We start from the raw sequence: 19,288 nt of genomic DNA on the forward strand, positions 1-19,288 counted from the left end.
CGTACCCGCACTTCTCGCCCGGGGAAACGCACATGCCAAGAGATCCCGGACCTCAGCTCGGATATGCAAGGCTTTTCGCCTGTCACGCTCGCATCCGCGCGAAGTGGTCACAGTTTCTGGAAGGGGTCGTGCTCGGCGAGCAGTTTCTCCACCCGCGCCTGATCGACCCGGCTGACGATCTGTCCGGCCTCCTGCCGGTCCCGGATCACCTTGGCCAGGGTGAAGGCGGAAGTCACCAGGTAGAGCACGGCGATGGCCAGGAAGCCGCGCACCCAGGCGTCGGCGTTCAGCCGGAAGATGCCGATGGCGGTGGCCGCCATGGCGACGGCGAAGGAAGCGACCGCCTGACCGTAGAACGCGGCCGTACTCTGCTGCTTGACCGGTGTCTCACTCATGCGGACAAGAGTGTGCGGGCCCGGCCGGCCGCACATCCGTCCGGATACTCAGTCACGTACTCAGAACAGGCGTGGGCCGACGTGATCGCCTCCGGACCGGAGCCCGGACGGGTGGCGGGCCCGGCCGCCCAGCGCTTCGCTGGGCCGTCCGGTACAGCTTCCCTCCCCCTTACGAGTCACCTGTGTCCACGACCGGTGTCCGAGGGGCGGGCGAAGGGGCACGTCGTTCCCGTAACACGACGACGGGACCGCGCGGCTCCGCCGAGGAAGCCGAGAAAGGAATGCCCCGGTGAAAACCGTCAAGGGCGCCACCGACCATGTGGTGGTCGTCGGCGCCGGGCTGTCCGGACTCGCCGCCGCCCTGCATCTGCTCGGCGCCGGACGCCGGGTCACCGTCGTGGAGCGCGCCGCGGTCCCCGGCGGCCGGGCCGGACTCCTGGAGCGCGGCGGGTACCGCATGGACACCGGGCCCACCGTGCTGACCATGCCTCACCTCGCCGACGAGGCCCTGGCCGCCGTCGGGGACTCCCTCGCGGCACGGCTGGAGCTGAACGCCCTGCACCCCGCCTATCGCGCGGAGTTCGCCGACGGCAGCCGGCTCGATGTCCACACCGCGGCCGAGGCGATGGAGTCCGAGATCCACCGTTTCGCCGGGGCGCGGGAGGCCCTCGGCTACCGGCGGCTGCGGACGTGGCTGACCGACCTCTACACCGCCCAGATGCGGCGCTTCATCGACACCAACTTCGACTCGCCGTTCCAGCTGCTGCACCCCGACCTCGCCCGGCTGGCGGCCCTGGGCGGCTTCGGACGGCTCGACAGGCGGATCGGCCGGTTCCTGACGGACGAACGGCTGCGCCGGGTGTTCTCCTTCCAAGCCCTGTACGTCGGGCTGCCGCCCGCCAGGGCGCTGGCCGCCTATGCCGTGATCGCCTACATGGACACCGTCGCCGGGGTGTACTTCCCAAGCGGCGGTATGCACGCCCTGCCCCGGGCCATGGCCGACTCCGCCGCCGAGGCGGGCGCCGTCTTCCGCTGGCACACCACGGTGACCCGGCTGGAACGGTCCCTGGACCGGATCACCGCCGTGCACACCGCGGACGGTGAGCGCATCGGCTGTGACGCCGTCGTCCTCACCCCCGACCTGCCGGTCGTGCACCGGCTCCTCGGGCACGCCCCGCGGCGCGCCCTCCCACTGCGGCACGCGCCGTCCGCCGTGGTCCTGCACCTGGGCACCGACCGCACCTGGAGTCGACTGGCCCATCACACGATCTCCTTCGGGGCCGCCTGGCGGAACACCTTCCGGGAGATCATCCGCGACGGCACGGTCATGAGCGACCCCTCGCTGCTGATCACCCGGCCCACCACGCACGATCCCTCCCTGGCCCCTCCGGGACGGCATCTGCATTACGTCCTCGCGCCGTGTCCCAACACCGCCACCGGCCCCGGCACCCGCCAGTGGGCGGACCTGGGACCGCGCTACCGCGACCGGCTGATCGCCGAACTCGAACGCCGGGGCCTGACCGGCCTCGGCACCGCCATCGAGGAAGAGTGCCTGGTGACGCCCGCCGACTGGGCACGCCACCGGCACGCGGCCGGCACCCCCTTCTCCGCCGCGCACACCTTCGCCCAGACCGGCCCCTTCCGCCCCCGCAACCTGGTGCGCGGTCTGGACAACGCCGTACTCGCCGGCTGCGGCACCACCCCCGGGGTCGGCGTCCCCACCGTCCTGATCTCCGGCAAGCTGGCCGCGGCCCGGATCACCGGTGTCCACCGTCCGTCCCCACTGTTCGCGTCGGCCGGCCCCACCACCGCTCCCGCCCGGCCGCGCTCCCCCGAGGGCGCCGTCCCATGACCCGGTATCCGGTCCGCTCCAGGGTACGGACAGCACCGCTCGTGGCGGAGCGGGAGCTCGACGCGGCGGGTATCACCGAGCCCGCCCTGCGGGACGCCTACCGGCGGTGCCGACGCCTCAACGCCCGCCACGGCAAGACATACTTCCTCGCCACCCGGCTGCTCCCGCCGGCCAGGCGTCCCGCCGTGCACGCCCTGTACGGCTTCGCCCGCTGGGCCGACGACATCGTCGACGACCAGGGCTCCGCCATGGCCCCCGACGTCCGCGCGCGGGCGCTGCGCACCCTGTGGAACCGGCTGGAGGACGGGCTGCGCGACGGCGGCAGCCACGACGAGCCGGTGGTCCGGGCCCTGGCGCACACCGCCGCCGTCCACGGCATCGACCACCGGCACTTTCACGACTTCATGGTCTCCATGCACCGCGATCTGACGGTCACCGAGTACGCCGACTACGACGCGCTGATGACGTACATGCACGGCTCCGCCGCCGCCATCGGACTCCAGATGCTGCCCGTCCTCGGTACGGTCGTGCCGCGCGAGGTGGCCGCGCCGCACGCCGCCGCGCTCGGTGTCGCCTTCCAGCTGACCAACTTCCTGCGCGACGTCGGCGAGGACCTCGACCGGGGACGGGTGTACCTGCCGGCCGACCTGCTCGCGGCGCACGGCGTCGACCGGGAGCTGCTGCGGTGGAGCCGGGACACCGGGGTCCGCGATCCGCGGATCCGGGCGGCCCTGGCGGCCGTCGCGGACCTCACCCGTGGCGTCTACCAGGAGGCGGCGCCCGGCTTGGCCATGCTCGACCCACTGGCCCGGCCATGCATCCGGACCGCCTTCGTGCTCTACGGGGGCATCCTCGACGCCATCACGGCCGATGACTACCCGGTACTGCACCACAGGGCCGTCGTGCCGCACCGCCGCCGGGCGGCCGTCGCCTTCGACGGCCTGGGCCGGGTGGCCGCGGCCCGGCTGCGCGCGAGGGCCGGTCGGCGTGGCATGCGGCCCGCGCCTGGCCCGGAGGCCGTGGCGGCGCGGGGAGGCACGGCGTGACCGGCGGCGCGCGGGAACGGGACCGGTGGCATCCGCCGCTGCGGCTGCGTCGTCGCTCCGCACGCTGGGAGGATCAGCGGCCGACCTGGCGCGACGCGAAACCCGGGGTCATCGCGGAGGCGCTCGGACGGGCCACCGCCCGTCCGTCCGGCAACTGGTACGTGGTCGGGGCCGGCCGCGACCTGGCCGGCCCGGGTCCGGTGGGGCGCACGGTGGCCGGCGCCGAGGTCGTGCTCTGGCGCGGCTCCGACGGGCGGCGGCGGGCGGGCCCCGGCGTCTGTCCCCATCTGGGCGCCCCGCTGCGCGGCGGCTCGGTGCGGTGCTCCGCGCTGATCTGCCACTGGCACGGACTCGCCCTGGACGGCTCGCCGTTCGCGGGCTGGGAACCGTATCCCGTGCACGACGACGGGGTGCTGGTGTGGGTGCGACTGGACGCGGTGGGGGGCGAGGAGCCCCTGGAGCGGCCCGTGGTGCCGGATCGGCCCGCCCCGAAGCGCTCGCTGACCGCGGTGCACACGGCTGTGGGCCGCTGCGAACCGCAGGACGTGGTGGCCAACCGGCTCGACCCCTGGCACGGCGGCTGGTTCCATCCGTACTCCTTCACCGATCTGACGGTGGTGCGCACCCCTGAAGACGGAGACGGGTCCGGGTTCGAGTCCGGGTCCAGGTCCGGTTCGGGCGACGACGGCTTCGCGGTGGACGTGTCCTTCAAGGTCGCGGGGCGGGCCGTGGTGCCGGTGCGCGCCGTGTTCACCGCGCCCGAGCCCCGTACCGTCGTCATGCGCATCGCCGACGGCGAGGGAGCCGGATCGGTGGTGGAGACCCACGCCACCCCCGTGACACCGGCGGCCGGTGGCCCGCCGCGCACCGCCGTCGTGGAGGCGGTCGTCGCCACCTCGGACCGGCCCGGTTTCGCCCTGGCCCGTGCGTCGGCGCCGCTGCTACGGCCCCTGATGCGGGCCGCGGCGCGCCGACTGTGGCGGGACGACCTGGCGTACGCCGAGCGCCGGTGGCAGCTGCGCCACGACGGCCGCTTCCCCGGCTGACAACTGCCCCCGCGCTTGCCCGCACCGGCGCCGATGCCGATGCCCGTGCCGGTGCCCATGCCCGTGCCGGTGCTTGGTGCCTGATGCCCGGTGCCGGCGCCCGTGTCGGTGCCCGACGTCCGGTGCGGTGCTCGGTGCCCGGCGCCCATGCCGGCGCCGGTGCCCGTGCCGATGCCCCTGCCCATGCCGGTGCTTGATGCCCGGTGCCGGCGCCCGTGCCGATGCGGTGCTTGGTGCCTGATGCCCGGTGCCGGGGCCCGTGTAGGGGCTCGGTGCCATGCCTGGTGTCGGCGCCCGTGCGCATGCCGGCGCTGGGTGCCCATGCCCGGCGCCCGTGTCGCTGCCGATGCCCCGTGCCCATGCCCGTGCCGGTGCCCGTGCTCATGCCCGGTGCCGGGGCCCGTGCCGGTGCCCATGCCCGGTGCCGATGCCCGTGCCGATGCCCGTGCCGGGGCCCGTGTCGGGGCCCGTGTCGGGGCCCGTGTCGTGCTCGTGCCCGGTGTCAGCGCCCGTGCCGGTGCCCATGCCCGGTGCCGGGGCCCGTGTCGGGGCTCGGTGCCGGTGTCGGCGACCGATGTATCCGGTGTCGGCGCCCGGTGCCCGGGTCCCCCTCTCAGTGGTCGGTGGAGCGCGTCAGGTCATGGCCGCCCAGCCGGGACAGGGCGCGCAACGGCGTCGACCGTCCCCGCGTGGGTACTGTCCACAGTGTCTGGCCGTGCACTCCCCACCGCTCCAGCAGGGCGTTCGCCGCCTGGAAGCCGGTCGTCGCGGCCCGTTCCATGAGCGCCACCGGAAGATCGGTGCGCACATGGTCGCCGGCCAGCACGACGGCCGGGTCCGGGGTGCGCACGGACGGCCGGTCGCGGAAGCCGCCCACCGGGAACAACGGGCAGTCGTCGTGCCACTCGTGGCGTGCGTCGATCAGCCGGGCGTCCCGCGTCTCGGGGTAGACGCGGCGCAGCCGGTCGACGAGCAGTTCCTGCTGTACGGCCCGGTCCGCCTCCGGCGGGACGGCGTAGGCGTGCAGTTCCACCACGGATCCGCGGGTGCGGGCCGCCCAGCGGGCCGCTTCGCCCTCCCACCGTTCCAGCACGCTGACGTTGTCCAGCGGTCCGAGGCCGCTGGTGCCCAGGAAGCCGGGGCGGTGCGCGGCGACCGGCCGGTCCAGCCAGAGCCGGGAGACCAGGAAGGGGGGCGCGGTGCGCAGCCGTCCGATACGGGTGCGCCACTCCTCGTCGCCCAGGTGCGGCGAGTCAGCGACCAGCCGCCGCAGCCCGGCCGCGTCCAGCGCCAGCACCACCGCCGCGTACCGCGCGTCCCGCCCCGTGGCCCCGAGGAGTTCGATTCCCCCGCCCGCCACGGGCCGTACGGCGGCCACGGGGGCCGAGGTGCGGATGTCCACGCCGTGTCCGCGCAGATAGCCGGCCAGTGGCTGCCACAGGGCCCGCGGGTAGGGTTCGCCGGGGACGTCGAAGAGCAGGCCCTCGCTCGATCCCAGGAAGTAGATGTGGAACATCAGCGCCAGTTCGGCGGCGGACAACTCGCCCGGGTCGGCGAAGAAACTGCGCGAGAACACCTCGAACGCCAGGTGCTGGGCGGCCGGGGGAAACCCGATGGCGTCGAGGTACTCCCGGGCGCTGGTCCCGTCCAGACGCTCGTACACCTCCGGCATCCGCACATCGAGCAAGGGCAGCGCGGCCCGGACGCGCATCCGGGCCAGATCGGCCCAGCCGAAGGACGGGCTGAGCGCGACGAAGCCGAGGGCGCTCCACGGCGGGGTGCGGGGGACGTGCGCGAAGCTGTCCCGCAGTCCGCTGCCGTGCCACAGCGGATAGTCGGGCAGCGGGGTGAGGGTGGCCAGGGTGGGATCGGCCCGCCGGAGCAGCCCTCGCAGGTTGTAGTACTGCCGGAAGAAGGCGTGGAATCCGCGGCTCATGGTGGCGCGGGAGCCGTCGGCCAGTTGCACCGGCCACCCGGCGAGCCGTCCGCCGAGCCACGGAGCCCGCTCGAACAGGGTGACCCGGACACCGCGCTCGGCCAGTGCCGTGGCCGCCGCCAGTCCCGCGATGCCGCCGCCCACCACCGCCACGCCGGGCGGCTCCCCCGTGACCCGGGCCGCTCCGGGGGCCGCCGGGAGCCGCCGCGCCCGCCGGTCCCTGCCCCGGCGGGGCACCGCCGCTCCGCCTGCGCGCCCGCCCGTCACCCGGCCGCCCCTCCCCCGGCCCGCCGCGTGGGTGCGGCTGTCTCGGGAGCGCTGCCGACGACCGTGTGCACGATGCCGGTCTGCCAGCCGGGCATCGGGGCGCTGCGTACCCGGTCGAAACCGGCGCGGCGCATCCGGGCCGCGAAGGCGTCCACGGTGTCGAACTCCGCGACGCTGCGCCCCAGATGGCGGTAGAGCCCGCCGTCGCCCATGAGGGTGCCGAGGGGCAGCACGACCGCCCGGTGCACCACCGTCCAGACGAGGCGGGCCGACGGCCCGCCGCTCAGGGTGTACTCGTGGACGGCGAGCCGCCCGCCGGGCCGCAGCAGGGTCCGCACCGCCGCCAGCACGGCGTCCGGGTCCCCGACGTTGCGGAAGAGGTACGCGGCGAAGGCGGCGTCGTAGCGGCCGCCGAGCCCCGCTTCGGCGATCCGCTCCACGGGTGCGTGCACGAACCGCACGTTCGGTGGCCAGCGTTTGGCCAGCGCGCGTGCCAGCATGCCCGCCGAGGCGTCCACGGCGGTGATGGCGGCCAGCGGCGCGGCGCGCAGCAGCGCCGCCGTCGAGGCGCCGGTGCCGCAGCCGAGGTCGAGCAGCCGCAGCCGTGCCCCGTCCCCGGGGAGCCGCAGTCTGCGCGCGGAACGCCGCAGATGGGCGTGGTAGCCGGGGTTCACGGCCACCAGACGGTCGTAGCGGCGGGCCGCGTGGTCGAACGCGGCCGACAGCTCCTCGCCGCGCAGCGGCTCGGCGTGGCGTGACCCGGCGGGATCGGGCGGCGGTGGCCCGGCCGAGTCGGGTGGCGGTGTCCCGGCCGGTGTCATGAACGCTCCCCTGCCGGGCCGGATACGGGCAGGGAGACGGGGGCGGGGTACGCGCACCGGCCGGGTGCGCGGCGGGGCAGCAGCGGCAGCTCGGCGGCGGTGCGCAGCATGGCCGGCACGGGGGTCCGCAGCCCGACGGCCAGGTCCTCCAGGAGACGGGTGTCCCCGTCGAGGAAGCGCAGCAGCCGCTCGGCCGGGCAGTGGCGGAAGAGTCCGGTGAAGAACCGCGGCCCGTCGATCCTGCCCCGGTCCAGGGCGCGCAGCAGGACCGCGTCCATGGCCCGCGTCCGGGCGCTGTGGGCGGGCGGCGGCACCGGCACCCGGCCGGCGCGGCAGGCGTCGGCGATCGCGGCGGCCTGCCGGCGTACGGCGGTGAAGGTGTATCCGGTGGCGGGGCGCGTGGCTCCGCCCGCCGCGCCGATGCGGAAGACCGACGCGCCGGCCCGCCGGGGGAAGACGGCGTCGGTCATCGGGATCACGCCCTGTTCGGCGGCGACGATCCGGGCCGCGCCCACGCCGAGCACCTCCCGTGCGTAGTGGCCCAGGAGCCGGTCGTAGGCCGCACCGCCGAGGACACGGGGCGAGAACTCGGTGTACTCCACCAACGCCTCCCGCGCGCCCAGCGGAAGGACGTAACCGAACGACAGGCCACGGGCGGGCTGCGGGGTGCGGAAGTCCATGAGCTCGGCGGCTTCCGGGTCGAAGGCGGGGCGCTCGGTGCGCAGGAACCAGCCGCGGAAGTGCTGGAGCAGTACGGTCCGTGCGGGTGGCAGCCGGGGCGGCGGCCGGGAGTCGAAGACCCAGCGGGCCCGCAGCGTCAGCGGCGCGCCCCCGGCCGTGGTCCCGCGCACCTCGGCTCCGCCCCGCACGTCCCGTACCTCCGCGACCGTGGCCTCGACCCCGCGGAACACCGGCCGGCCGGCCAGCCGCTGCCGCAGCAGCGCCTCGAAACCGCGTGAGCGGATCATCTTGTAGCGCAGCGGGACGGGCCTGGCCTCCACCGTCGCCCCGCCGGGCGCCCGTACCCGCAGCCGCTCCCAGAAGCCGACCACGGCGTCGTCGTAGTCCCCTCCGGGCGGCTCCCAGAAGCACCAGGTGCGCTCGGCGGGGCGGGCCGGCCCCGGCGGCGCGGACACCAGGACGACGGACGGGCCGGGCCGCGCCCCGCCGGGACGGGTCAGCCGGTCGGCGAGCGAGAGCCCGGCGGCACCCGCGCCGACCACGACGATGTCCGTGTCCGCCTCCCGCATGCCGGATGCCTCCCACGTCCTCCAGGGTTGCCGGGCCCGCTTCGCGGGACCACGGACCGTCCAGTGTTCCGCCCGGCGGGCGGCGCGGGTCGGTACGACGCGCGGGCATCATCACCGGCGGGCGGGGCCTGCTGTGACGGTTCCGCCGTACGGAAGGGCGACAGCGCCCGGACCGGGATTGACCTTGCGGCGTGCGTCGCGTTTTCTGTGGTCCATGGTGAACCGCACGCACCGTGAAGTCCGCTTGGCCGCCCGCCCCACCGGGCCGGTGACCGATGACCTCTTCGAGATCGTGGAAGTGCCGGTCCCCGAGCCGGGGCCGGGTCAGGTTCTCGTCCGCAACACCCACATGGGCGTCGCCGCCGTGATGCGCACCCTGATGGACGAGACCACGGATGTGCCGATGCCGTCCTTCGAGATCGGGGCGCCGCTGCACGGTCCGGCGATCGGCGAGGTGGTGGCCGCCCCCGGGACCGGCCTCGCCCCCGGCGACCTGGTGGAGCACCGGCTGGGCTGGCGCGAGTACGCGCTGGTCGGCGCGGACGCGGCGCACCGCCTGGAGCCGGGCCTGATGTCCGACCCGGCCGCGTACCTCTCCCAGGGCCCCACCGCCCTGATGGGCATCGAGCGCGGCGCCGAAGTACGGCCCGGCGACACGGTGTTCGTCACCGGGGCGGCGGGCGGTGTGGGCTCCCTGGCGGGACAGATCGCCCGGCAGTTCGGCGCGGTCCGGGTCATCGGGAGCACCGGCTCGCGCCAGAAGGCCGACCGGCTGGTCAAGGAGCTGGGCTATGACGCGGTGGTCATCCGTGGCGCGGGCCCCCTCGAGGACCAGCTGCGCGAGGCCGCTCCGGACGGCGTCGACGCGGTCTTCGACAACGTGGGCGGCGAGCAGCTGGTGGCCGCCCTGGCCGTCGCCAACAGGGGCGCCCGGATCGCCCTCGTGGGCGCCCTGGCCAGTCAGCTCTCGGCGGACGGCACGGCTGCCGCCAGGACCGAGCTGGACACGCTCTCGCTGCTCTCCCGTGGCATCACCCTGCGGGGTATCGCCCTCTACGACCACCTGGACCTGATCCCCCAGTGGAACCGGCGCTTCGCCGAGGGCCTGCGCGCGGGCACCCTCACCTTCCCGCACGCCCGGCTGCACGGCGTCGAGCAGGCACCCCGGGCGCTGCGCGAGCTGACCGAGGGACGCCATCTGGGTGCCGTCCTCGTGGAGCTGTGAGACGCGGTGATCAGCGTGTCGCGACGAGCCGGCGCCGGTACCGCACTCCCGGGCGTCCACCGACGACGGTGTATCCCACCACGGTGAATCCGTTACGGCCGAGCACGGTCCTGGAGGCCCTGTTGTCGAGGGTGGTGACCGCGGTGAGGGTGGACAGCCGGTAGGCCGTGGCGGCCAGGCGGCACACTTCCCGCACCGCGGCCGTCGCCACTCCCCGGCCCGCGGCGCGCTCGCCGATCCGGTAGCCGAGTTCGGCGTCCCCGTCGTCGACGTCCACGAGGTTGACCCGGCCGACCAGCTCTCCCTGGTCGTCCAGGACGAGGTGGAAGTGGCACACACCGGCGTCCTGTTCGGCGAGCCGGGCACGGTGGAAGGAGGCGAACTCGGCGAAGTACGCGTCCCCGCGGTCCGAGATTGTCCGGGCGAAGTACTCCCGGTTCTCACGCTCGAAGGCCAGCAGGGCGGGCGCGTGGTCGGCCCGGAGCCGTTCCAACGTCAACATGGCCGACAGCATAAGGGGGCTTGCCGTCGGCAATCTCGTCTGTTCTTCCGGCAAGAGCCGCACCGGTCGGCCAGGGCGCCTCGTGCCTGGGTGCGGCACACCCAGGCACCCGGTCGCGGCGCCGCGTAGCCTGGCGGCATGGCTGACAACGACCTGGGAGAGTTCCTGCGAAGCCGCAGGTCCGGCCTGCGGCCCGATGAGGTCGGCATGGCGAGCTACGGCACCCGCCGTGTCCCCGGGCTGCGCCGCGAGGAGGTCGCGGTGCTCGCCGGCGTCAACGCCGACTACTACACCCGCCTGGAGCAGGGCCGGGAGCGCCACCCCTCCGCCCAGGTGCTCGACGCGCTCAGCCGCGCGCTGCGGCTCGACGACGACGCGCGGGGACATCTGTACCGGCTCGCAGGCACGGCGCCCGGCGACCCCGCGCCCCGGGTGTCCGACCAGGTCAGCGCCGCGCTGCGGCAACTGCTGGACGGCTATCCGCACACCCCCGCCTTCGTGCTCAACCGGACCCTGGACATCCTCGCCGGCAACGCGCTCGCCGACGCCCTCTACTCGCCGTTCCGCCCCGCGGACAACCTGGCCCGCATGGCGTTCGCGGACCCCGCGGGCCGCACCTTCTACACGGACTGGAACAGGGCGGCCCAGGCCACCGTCGCGAATCTGCGCCACGCGGCCGGCTACGAGCCGGACAACCCGCGCCTGCGTGAACTCGTGGACACCCTGACCCGGAGCAGCGCGGACTTCGCCCGTCTGTGGGACAGCCACACCGTGCGCGGCAAGACCCATGAGGCCAAGCGGTTCCTGCACCCCGACGTCGGTCCGCTCACCCTCGACTACCAGGCATTCGACGTGCGTCAGGCCCCGGGCCAGCAACTCGTCATCTACCACGCGGAGCCGGGCAGCAGCAGCGCGGAAGCCCTGCACCTGCTCGGCTCGATCCACGCGACACGCACCCGGCCCGCGCCACGCGGTGCGGACCGCTCCTGAGCCCCGCTCGCGGCCGTCCCGCCGCACCCGGTGGCCGGCGCGGGCCGGGTTGGGCGCGTGCCGGTGCGGCGTCAGCCGCTTGAGCATCTTCGGCTCCGCGTACGGAAGATGGCGGCAGATGGCAGGATGCGCACATGGCCGATGTCCGGGAAGTGACGTGTCGTCCCCTCTGGAGGCGCACCCTGTGGTTCTTCGTCGCACTCGGGGCGGCCGGGGTGACGCTGGCCACGGTGCGCATGGCGTACCAGGGCACGCTCTGGGACGTGGGGCTGGGCATCGGCCTGCCGGCCGCGCTGACCGGCCTGGTCTCGCTCCGCGCGGTCACGGTCCGGGTGCGTGCCGACGCACACGGGCTGCATGTGCGCACGCTGCTGCGCCGCCGGAGCGTGCCGTGGCATGACATCGCCGACCTGCGCGTACGCCTGACGTATGTGAACACCTCCCGGGGCCAGGAGACCCGTCGGGTCAGCCTGGCGCTGCGCGACGGACGCAAGCGGCTGCTTCCCCTGCCGCGGAGCCGGTCATCCGACGACCCGGCCTTCGACGCGCGGCTGGACGCGCTCCGCGCGCTGCACCGCCACTACGGGACTCCGGAGTCGAGCCATGTCCCCGTCGTCTCGAACCGCACCGCCGGGCGCGGCTGGGTCGTGCCGCTGGGCCTGTGCGTCCTGCTGCTCGGGGGCGCGGGCGTGGCCGCGTCGTTCGTGCCCGACGCAGCCTCGGACGAGCGGGCGTGGCGGTCCGCCGCCGCGTGCACCGCCAAGGCGCCCGCCCTTCGGGGAGAGTGCCGGACCACCCTGTCGGCCGTGATCGCGCGGACCGAGGCCAACCAGCCCAAACGAGACAGCTGGCTGTACTTCACCAACAGCCGGCCGCTGCCGCGGCTGGCCGTCTCACGCGAGGCCGCGGAGGACTTCCGGGCCGGTGACAGGGTCCGGCTGACCGTCTGGCGGGGCCGGGTGAGGGAGGTCGCCGGCGCGGGCCACGTATGGCGCGCGCACATGACCGGCGCCGGGGAACTGGCCGTCGTCACGGCCACGCTCGCCCTCGCCGCGGGGTGTCCCGCGGCCCAGGTCCTGCTGCGCCTGCGCGGGCGCCGGCTGCCCGATGACGACGTCCTCCCGTCGGCCGTTCCGTTCGCGGGGGCGCTCGCCGGTACCGCGCTGTGGCTGCTGCCCCTGTGTTACCTCCACCCCACGACCCTGCTCACCTCCCGCGGGGCGATCGCGTGGGCGGCCGCGGGCTCACTGGCCACTGTGGGCCTGTTCACCTGGGCGTGGCGCGCCACCCGGGTCCGCACACCAGAGGCGACCACGGCCGAGGTGTCCGTCTCGTCGGAGGAGACGGAGCCGGAGAAGGAGAGGCAGAAGCAGGACGTGTTCCTGGCCGCCCGCTTCCTGGAGCACACCGACTACAACCCGCACGGCTTCGGCACGCACATCGTCCTCGGTGGCGGCCCAGCCGCGGTGACACCTCACCCCGGTCCGGGCCGTTTCGCGGCGAAACGGATACCGGTGGAGCGGCTCACCGTCAGGAACGTGCGGCGCGTCCGGGGTGGCGACGGCGACACCGTCCCCAGAAGCTGGCACATCGCCGAACTGGACGACGCGGGCAAGCCGGTCCGCCTGGCGGCCGCCCCGGCCGACCTGACCCGCGTCATCCGCGAACTGGGCCCTGCCGCGAACCCCTGACGGTCAGCCGCGCGCGAGCAGCTCGAGCGTGTCGATGACGCGGTTGGAGAAGCCCCACTCGTTGTCGTACCAGGCCACCACCTTGATGTGCTTGCCGTCGACGCGGGTGAGCGCGGCGTCGAAGATCGACGACGCCGGGTGGCCGGTGATGTCGCTGGAGACCAGCGGCTCACTGGCGTACTCGAGGATGCCCTTGAGCTTGCCGTCGGCGGCGGCGCGGTAGGCCGCGAGCACCTCGTCGCGGGTGACCTCGCGCGAGACCGCGGTGTTCAGCTCCACGATCGAACCCACCGGGACCGGTACGCGGATCGAGTCGCCGGACAGCTTGCCGTCGAGGTTCGGCAGCACCAGGCCGATGGCCTTGGCGGCCCCGGTGGTGGTGGGCACGATGTTCACCCCGGCGGCGCGGGCGCGGCGCAGGTCGCGGTGGGGGCCGTCCTGGAGGTTCTGCTCCTGGGTGTAGGCGTGCACCGTGGTCATGAAGCCGTGCTCGATGCCGGCCAGGTCGTCCAGCACGGACGCCAGCGGGGCCAGCGCGTTCGTGGTGCACGAGGCGTTCGAGACGACCACGTGTTCCGCGGGGTCGTAGGCATCGGTGTTCACACCGTAGGCGAGCGTGACGTCGGCGCCTGCGGAGGGCGCGCTCACCAGCACCCGCTTGGCACCCGCGGTGATGTGTGCGCGGGCCGCGTCCGCCGCGGTGAAGCGGCCGGTGGACTCGAGCACGAGCTCGACGCCGAGTTCGGCCCACGGCAGCTTGGCGGGCTCGCGTTCGGCGAGCACCTTGATGCGGCGGCCCTCGACCACCAGCTCGGTTCCGTCGGCCTCGACGGAGCGGCCGAGGCGGCCGAGCGAACTGTCGAACTTGAGCAGGTGGGCGAGGGTTTCGGGGGCGGTGAGGTCGTTGATGGCGACCACCTCGAGGTCGCTGTCGCGCTCGAACAGGGCGCGGAGGGTGTTGCGTCCGATGCGGCCGAATCCGTTGACGGCGATGCGGGTCATGGAGATTCCTTTCGTTTCGCCTCCCATCGTCGGCATCCGGATACCGGACCGACAGTGGCCCGAACGACAGCACACGCAAGTATCTCGCCACACCGGCCGGACCCCGGCCACACGTCAGGCGGAAAAGGTGTGCCGGTACTCCGTCGGGGAGGTGCCGAGGATGCGCTGGAAGTGCAGACGCAGGTTCGCGCCGGTGCCGAGCCCGACCCGGTCGGCGATCTGCTCCACACCCAGATCGGTGCGTTCGAGCAGTTCGCGGGCCAGGTCCACGCGGGCCCGGAGCACCCATTGCATCGGTGTGTAGCCGGTGTCCTCCACGAACCGCCGGGAGAAAGTGCGCGCCGAGACCCGCGCGTTGCGGGCGAGCGCCTCGAGGGTCAGCGGTTCGGCGAGGTGCGCCAGGGCCCACTCACGTGTGCTCGCGAACAGGTCGCCGAGCGGCTCGGGCACGCTGCGCGGCACGTACTGCGCCTGCCCACCGCTGCGGTAGGGCGCCGCCACCAGCCGTCTCGCCACGTGGTTGGAGAGCCCGACACCGTGGTCGCGCCGCACCAGGTGCAGGCACAGGTCGATACCGGATGCCGCGCCCGCCGAGGTGAGCACCTCGCCCTCGTCCACGAACAGCACGTTCTCGTCCACCTTCACCAGCGGATGCCGCTCGGCGAGCGCCTTCGTGTAGTGCCAGTGGGTCGTCGCCCGCTTGCCGTCGAGCAGGCCCGTCGCCGCCAGCGCGAACGCCCCCGTCGAGATGGCCGCGAGCCGTGTCCCCCGCTCGTGGGCGGCCATGAGCGCGTCGACGACCGCCGTCGGCGGCTCCGTGGTCGCCGGATCCCGATAGCCGGGGATGAAGACGGTGTCGGCGTGCTCGAATGCCTCGAGGCCCTCGGCCACGTGGTACGACAGGCCGTCACCGCCGGCCACGAGTCCGGGCGCGGCGCCGCACACCCGCACCTCGTAGGGCATGCTCGACCGGTGGGAGAACACCTGCGCGGGGATGCCGACGTCGAGGGGCTTGGCACCTTCGAGCACGAGCACGGCGACGCGGTGGTTCTTCCGACTCATCGGGCCTCCTTCGACCCTCCCGCGATCCGACGGGCATCCGCTCGCTCCCGTGACCGCGATGGCAGCTGTCGCAAGCATCGTGCCACTGGCCGGCGGACGGACACCAAGGGCGCCGGCCGGGCCGGGTTGTTGCGGCACCTGGCGGATGCTCGGATGCGCGGTATGGAGCCCGCCCCTGCGCCGAGGCCGACGGCCGTCCCACCCTTCGCCCCTGAACGGGGCGCCGTGCCGGCGTCCTTGGGCAACGGACCGACGAAGCCGGTCACTCCGGAGAACCTCGCGGCCCGGCAGGAGCGGGATGCCGCGCCCCGGCCCGGGCCGACGGCCGAGGAGCTGCGGGCCGATGGCCGTTTCGAGGTGACGGAGCTGTCTGTTCCGGGACCGTGGGACGGACCCGAGGTCACGCTCGTGAGCGTGCTGCCCACCGGGCTGAGCGGGCCGCTGCCGCTGCCGCTGCTATGGGCAACGCGTGGTCGGTGCTGCCGCGGATCCTCCGCGAGTGGGCCCTCCCGCCGGAGATGGCCGTCCTCTCGGCCGAGTACCGGTTGGCACCGGGAACGCGGTACCCCGGCCCGCTGGCGGACTGCTACGCGGGACTGGTCCGGGCGGCCGGGCACGCGGGCGAACTGGATATCGACGCCGGCCGCGTCATCATCGGCGGAAAGAGCGCCGGGGGCGGTCTCGCCGCGGCCCTCGCCCTGCTGGCCCGGGACCGCGGCGGCCCCGGCCTCCTCGGGCAGCTCCTGCTGTGCCCGATGCTGGACGACCGCGCAGGCACCGTCTCCAGCCACCAGATGTCGGGCCTCGGCGGGTGGGACCTCGTCTCCGCCGAGACCGCCTGGAAAGCGCCGCTGGGTGACCGCTACGGCGCCGCGGACCTGCCGCCCCACGCGGCCCCTGCCCGCGCCACGGATCTGTCCTGTCTCCCCCCGGCGTTCCTCGACGTCGGATCGGCGGAGATGTTCCGCGACGAGGACGTGGCGTACGCGAACGCGCTCTGCCAGGCCGGCGGCCAGGCCGAACTGCACGTACGGCCCGGCGCCTGCCACGGCTTCGACAGCGTGGCGCCGCGGGCGGCGCTCCGCGAGAAATCGGTGGACGTCCGCCACGCCGACGGTGGAGGTTGGCGGCATGAGACAAGAGGAGATCTGGGACACCGACGCCGCCCAGCGCTATGACACGCCCGGCACGGGTATGTTCGCGCCCGAGGTCTTGGGGCCGGCCGTGAACCGCCTGGCCGAGCTCGCGGGCGGCGGAGCGGCGCTGGAGTTCGCCATCGGCACCGGCCGGGTGGCCGTCCCGCTCGTCGAGCGAGGGGTCCCGGTCACCGGGATCGAGCTGTCGCTCCCGATGATCGACCGGCTGCGGACCAAGGCGGACGAGGCGACGATCCCCGTGGTCGTGGGTGATATGGCGACGTCCACGGCCCCCGGGGCCGGGGAGTACACGCTCGTCTATCTCGTCTTCAACACCATCTCCAACCTGCTCACCCAAGCCGAGCAGGTCGAGTGCTTCCGCAACGCCGCCCGCCACCTCACCCCCGGTGGCCGGTTCGTGATCGAGCTGTGGGTGCCCGAGCTGCGCAAGCTCCCACCGGGCCAGACGGCCCTTGTCTGTCATACCGAGCCCGGCTACATCGGTCTGGACACCTACGACGTACTGCGCCAGCACGTGGTGTCGCACCACTTCTCGTTCGACGACACCAAGGAGGCCCGGCTGTTCCGCAGCCCGCACCGTTACATCTGGCCGGCCGAGCTCGACCTCATGGCCCAGCTCGCCGGATTCGAGCTGGAGACCAGGCACGCGGACTGGTCCGGCGCCGAGTTCACCGCCGAGTCACGCTCCCACGTCTCGGTGTACCGGATCCCGCCGATCCGGTAGCCGCGCGCCGACCGAGGGTGAGCATGGCACCAGAGGGCCGCGCAGATGCGTCCAGGTGCGCTGCGCGCCAAAGTTTTTTACTAGTAAAATACCCGGTACCCTATCTGTATGAGCACCACGGAACCCGCCACCAGACAGCCCCCCATCCGCAGACTCCCGCTGTCCGGCGTGCTCCGTGTCAACCGGCCCTCCGACATCTGGTTCAAGCCCGCCACCAGCGTCGCGGTGGCCGCCACCCTCGTCCTGGTGCCGCTGCTGGTCATCGGCCGGAGCGAGCTGGCGATGTATGTGATGTCCGGCGCCTTCTGCGCCCTGTACGGACACCACCTGCCGTACGCCGCCCGCCTCCGGGCCGGCGTCTGGGTCGTGATCGGCATGACCGCGGGTATGGCCGTGGCGCTGGTCTGCGCCTCCCTGGTGCACAGCGTCATCGCACTGATCGCGATCGCCTCGGTGATCGCCGGGCTTCAGAAGGCGGTGTGTGACGCCACCCGGATCGGCCCGCCCGGCCATGTGATCCTCGTCTTCGTCGTCTCCGGCACCCTCTTCGCACCGCAGGAGCTGCACGAGGTCCCCTTCCACACCGCGCTGACGCTCGGCGCCGGCATCCTGGGCGGCCTGATCGCCCTGGCCCCCGCGCTGATCCGGCGCGAGGGCCCCGAGCGCCGCGCCACCGCCCGCGCGCTGGAGGCCGCGGCCGGCTACCTCGTCTCGCCGGACGGCGCAGGCCGGCGCCGCGCCCGGCACGCCGCGGCGGCAGCCGTGCACGGCGCCTGGCAGTCGCTGCTCGCCACCGGAAAGCCCACTGGCGTACGGCACGCGCTGGAGCACCTCGTCCTGCACGCCGAAGCCTCCCTCATCGGCCCGTCCGGCACGAGCGATCCCGACCGGCTGCGCGCGTGGGCCCGCCAGGTGCGCGGCCGCGGCCCGCTGCCCGAGGTGCCGATGCCGGCGGGCACCGGCGACGAGCTGCTGGGCGTCGGCGCCGAGCGCGAGGGGCGCCGCAAGCAGGGCCGCGAGCCGCTGCTGCGGGGTCTGCCGCGGGCCGGCTCACCGCTGCTGCCCATCGCCGTGCGCTGCGCCGTCGGCTGCGCCGCGGCCGGCTATGTCGGCCTGGCCCTCGGCGTCGGCCACCCGTACTGGGCGATCGTCTCGGCCTCGGCGATCTACCAGGCGAACGTCACCCTCACCTGGCACCGTGTGCTCCAGCGCCTGGTCGGCAACGTCTGCGGGGTCGCGGTCTTCGCCGCGGTCGTCCCGCTGGCCCGGACCAGCGTCGTGGTCCTGGCGATCCTCTGCATCGTCTTCAGCTTCTGCAACGAGATGCTGATCAGCCGCAACTACTGGCTCGGCTCGGTGTCGGTCACCCCGATGGCGCTGCTGATCACCGAGTTCGCCCATGTCCGGCCCGCCGGGGAGCTCATCACCGACCGCGTTCTGGACACTCTGGCCGGTGTGGCGGTCGGCATGGTCGTCGCCATTCTCATCACCAACCGGCGCACCGGCGGCCGCATGGAGCAGGCGCTCGGCGCCGCCGAACGGGCCACCGACACCGCCGAGCGGGTGCTGGCCTCGGCCACGAGCTCCGCCGCCGAACTGGCCACCGCCCGCCGCCGGCTCACCGCCAGCCTGGTGGTGCTGCGGGACGCGGCCGACACCGCGGCCGGCGAGTGGTGGCAGCGTGCGCTCCCCGAGGAGAGGCTGATGCGGACCGAGCAGCGGGCACACCGTACGCTCGCCGCGACGGTACGACGACAGGGGCTGGCGAGGGACCGCCATCTCATCGAGGAGCAGAGGACATGACGGATGACACCGTGGCCGCGGTGGTGCAGCAGTGGAAGGCCGTCCACCCGGGCTTGGACACCAGCCCCATGGAGATCATCGGCCGGATCAACCGCTGCGCCTCGCTTCTCCAGCAGGCGGAGAGCGGACCCCTGCGGGACGCGGATCTGTCCCGCACCGAGTTCGACCTGCTGGGTGCGCTGCGCCGGACCGGCCGCGACCTGACCCCCGGTGAACTGGCCCGGGAGACGTTCGTGTCCGGCGCCGCGGTCACCAAGCGGCTGCGGCAGCTGATCGAACGCGGCCTGGTCGAGCGGCACACCGACGACCGCGACCGCCGAGTGGCGCATGTGCGGCTGACCGAGGCGGGCCGGGAGGTCATGGACACCGTGCTGCCCGCCCAGCTGGCGTTCGAACGTGCCGCCCTCGCCGGGCTGGACGCGGGCCGGCGTGACCAGCTCGCCGAACAGCTGGGCGAGCTGCTCATCCAGCTGGAAGGCCGCCTGGGAATCCACCGCCGCTAGGAAGTCCGGGGATCAG

General features: G+C 74.0%; 17 protein-coding genes. 10 read left to right on the forward strand and 7 right to left on the reverse strand.

What is annotated here, in order from left to right:
• Positions 1–107: 107 nt before the first annotated feature.
• Positions 108–395 carry a YiaA/YiaB family inner membrane protein gene (locus N6H00_RS01845; RefSeq protein ID WP_268969735.1) on the reverse strand — a complete coding sequence of 96 codons (288 nt, stop codon included), beginning with the start codon at positions 393–395 and terminating at the stop codon, positions 108–110.
• 289 nt (positions 396–684) lie between these two features.
• Here N6H00_RS01845 and crtI point away from each other — a divergent pair, with 289 nt between their 5' ends.
• The 3 genes from crtI to N6H00_RS01860 are packed head-to-tail and all read left to right on the forward strand — an operon-like array spanning position 685 to position 4,339.
• Positions 685–2,247 carry a phytoene desaturase family protein gene (crtI, locus tag N6H00_RS01850; protein WP_268969736.1) on the forward strand — a complete coding sequence of 521 codons (1,563 nt, stop codon included), beginning with the start codon at positions 685–687 and terminating at the stop codon, positions 2,245–2,247.
• A gap of 41 nt (positions 2,248–2,288) precedes the next feature.
• Positions 2,289–3,293 (forward strand): phytoene/squalene synthase family protein, encoded by a 1,005-nt coding sequence (locus N6H00_RS01855; protein ID WP_268976825.1) that lies wholly within the window; start codon positions 2,289–2,291, stop codon positions 3,291–3,293.
• Positions 3,290–4,339, forward strand: a complete 1,050-nt coding sequence (locus N6H00_RS01860; RefSeq protein WP_268969737.1) for a DUF5914 domain-containing protein — start codon at positions 3,290–3,292, stop codon at positions 4,337–4,339. Before N6H00_RS01855 ends, N6H00_RS01860 begins: the two co-directional genes overlap by 4 nt.
• A 613-nt stretch (positions 4,340–4,952) precedes the next feature.
• On the opposite strand, the gene N6H00_RS01865 is transcribed toward N6H00_RS01860, so the two are convergent.
• From N6H00_RS01865 to N6H00_RS01875, 3 genes are read right to left on the reverse strand one after another with little or no spacing between them, the layout of a single operon-like run.
• On the reverse strand, positions 4,953–6,542 hold the full coding sequence (locus tag N6H00_RS01865; protein WP_268969738.1) for an FAD-dependent oxidoreductase: 1,590 nt from the start codon (positions 6,540–6,542) through the stop codon (positions 4,953–4,955).
• Positions 6,539–7,363 carry a class I SAM-dependent methyltransferase gene (locus N6H00_RS01870; protein ID WP_268969739.1) on the reverse strand — a complete coding sequence of 275 codons (825 nt, stop codon included), beginning with the start codon at positions 7,361–7,363 and terminating at the stop codon, positions 6,539–6,541. Before N6H00_RS01870 ends, N6H00_RS01865 begins: the two co-directional genes overlap by 4 nt.
• On the reverse strand, positions 7,360–8,613 hold the full coding sequence (locus N6H00_RS01875; RefSeq protein WP_268969740.1) for a lycopene cyclase family protein: 1,254 nt from the start codon (positions 8,611–8,613) through the stop codon (positions 7,360–7,362). The genes N6H00_RS01870 and N6H00_RS01875 overlap by 4 nt, the downstream gene beginning before the upstream one ends.
• A gap of 214 nt (positions 8,614–8,827) precedes the next feature.
• On the opposite strand from N6H00_RS01875, the gene N6H00_RS01880 reads away from it, so the two are divergent.
• A complete protein-coding gene (locus N6H00_RS01880; protein WP_268969741.1) occupies positions 8,828–9,838 on the forward strand; it encodes an MDR family NADP-dependent oxidoreductase in 1,011 nt (336 codons plus the stop codon).
• A gap of 10 nt (positions 9,839–9,848) precedes the next feature.
• Here the strand turns inward: N6H00_RS01880 and N6H00_RS01885 are convergent, their stop codons facing one another.
• Positions 9,849–10,340, reverse strand: a complete 492-nt coding sequence (locus tag N6H00_RS01885) for a GNAT family N-acetyltransferase (protein WP_268969742.1) — start codon at positions 10,338–10,340, stop codon at positions 9,849–9,851.
• A gap of 138 nt (positions 10,341–10,478) precedes the next feature.
• On the opposite strand from N6H00_RS01885, the gene N6H00_RS01890 reads away from it, so the two are divergent.
• Positions 10,479–11,330 (forward strand): helix-turn-helix domain-containing protein, encoded by an 852-nt coding sequence (locus tag N6H00_RS01890; RefSeq protein WP_268969743.1) that lies wholly within the window; start codon positions 10,479–10,481, stop codon positions 11,328–11,330.
• Positions 11,331–11,464: 134 nt separating this feature from the next.
• Positions 11,465–13,021, forward strand: a complete 1,557-nt coding sequence (locus tag N6H00_RS01895) for a PH domain-containing protein (RefSeq protein ID WP_268969744.1) — start codon at positions 11,465–11,467, stop codon at positions 13,019–13,021.
• A 3-nt stretch (positions 13,022–13,024) separates the two neighbouring features.
• Here N6H00_RS01895 and gap read toward each other — a convergent pair whose 3' ends face one another.
• On the reverse strand, positions 13,025–14,023 hold the full coding sequence (gap, locus tag N6H00_RS01900; protein WP_268969745.1) for a type I glyceraldehyde-3-phosphate dehydrogenase: 999 nt from the start codon (positions 14,021–14,023) through the stop codon (positions 13,025–13,027).
• 114 nt (positions 14,024–14,137) lie between these two features.
• The gene (locus tag N6H00_RS01905) at positions 14,138–15,085 is read right to left on the reverse strand and encodes a GlxA family transcriptional regulator (RefSeq protein ID WP_268969746.1); all 948 of its coding nucleotides are present in this window, start codon (positions 15,083–15,085) and stop codon (positions 14,138–14,140) included.
• 458 nt (positions 15,086–15,543) lie between these two features.
• On the opposite strand from N6H00_RS01905, the gene N6H00_RS01910 reads away from it, so the two are divergent.
• From N6H00_RS01910 to N6H00_RS01925, 4 genes are all read left to right on the forward strand, one after another.
• A complete protein-coding gene (locus tag N6H00_RS01910) occupies positions 15,544–16,263 on the forward strand; it encodes an alpha/beta hydrolase fold domain-containing protein (protein WP_268969747.1) in 720 nt (239 codons plus the stop codon).
• Entirely contained in the window at positions 16,217–16,966 is a 750-nt protein-coding gene (locus tag N6H00_RS01915; RefSeq protein ID WP_268969748.1) for a class I SAM-dependent methyltransferase, read from the forward strand. Before N6H00_RS01910 ends, N6H00_RS01915 begins: the two co-directional genes overlap by 47 nt.
• Positions 16,967–17,074: 108 nt before the next feature.
• The gene (locus N6H00_RS01920; protein WP_268969749.1) at positions 17,075–18,769 is read left to right on the forward strand and encodes an FUSC family protein; all 1,695 of its coding nucleotides are present in this window, start codon (positions 17,075–17,077) and stop codon (positions 18,767–18,769) included.
• Positions 18,766–19,272 carry a MarR family winged helix-turn-helix transcriptional regulator gene (locus N6H00_RS01925; RefSeq protein ID WP_268969750.1) on the forward strand — a complete coding sequence of 169 codons (507 nt, stop codon included), beginning with the start codon at positions 18,766–18,768 and terminating at the stop codon, positions 19,270–19,272. The genes N6H00_RS01920 and N6H00_RS01925 overlap by 4 nt, the downstream gene beginning before the upstream one ends.
• The last annotated feature ends 16 nt before the right edge of the window (positions 19,273–19,288 follow it).

The sequence above is a fragment of the Streptomyces sp. S465 genome (assembly GCF_026898115.1).
In the GTDB taxonomy this organism is placed as follows: Bacteria; Actinomycetota; Actinomycetes; order Streptomycetales; family Streptomycetaceae; genus Streptomyces; species Streptomyces luomodiensis.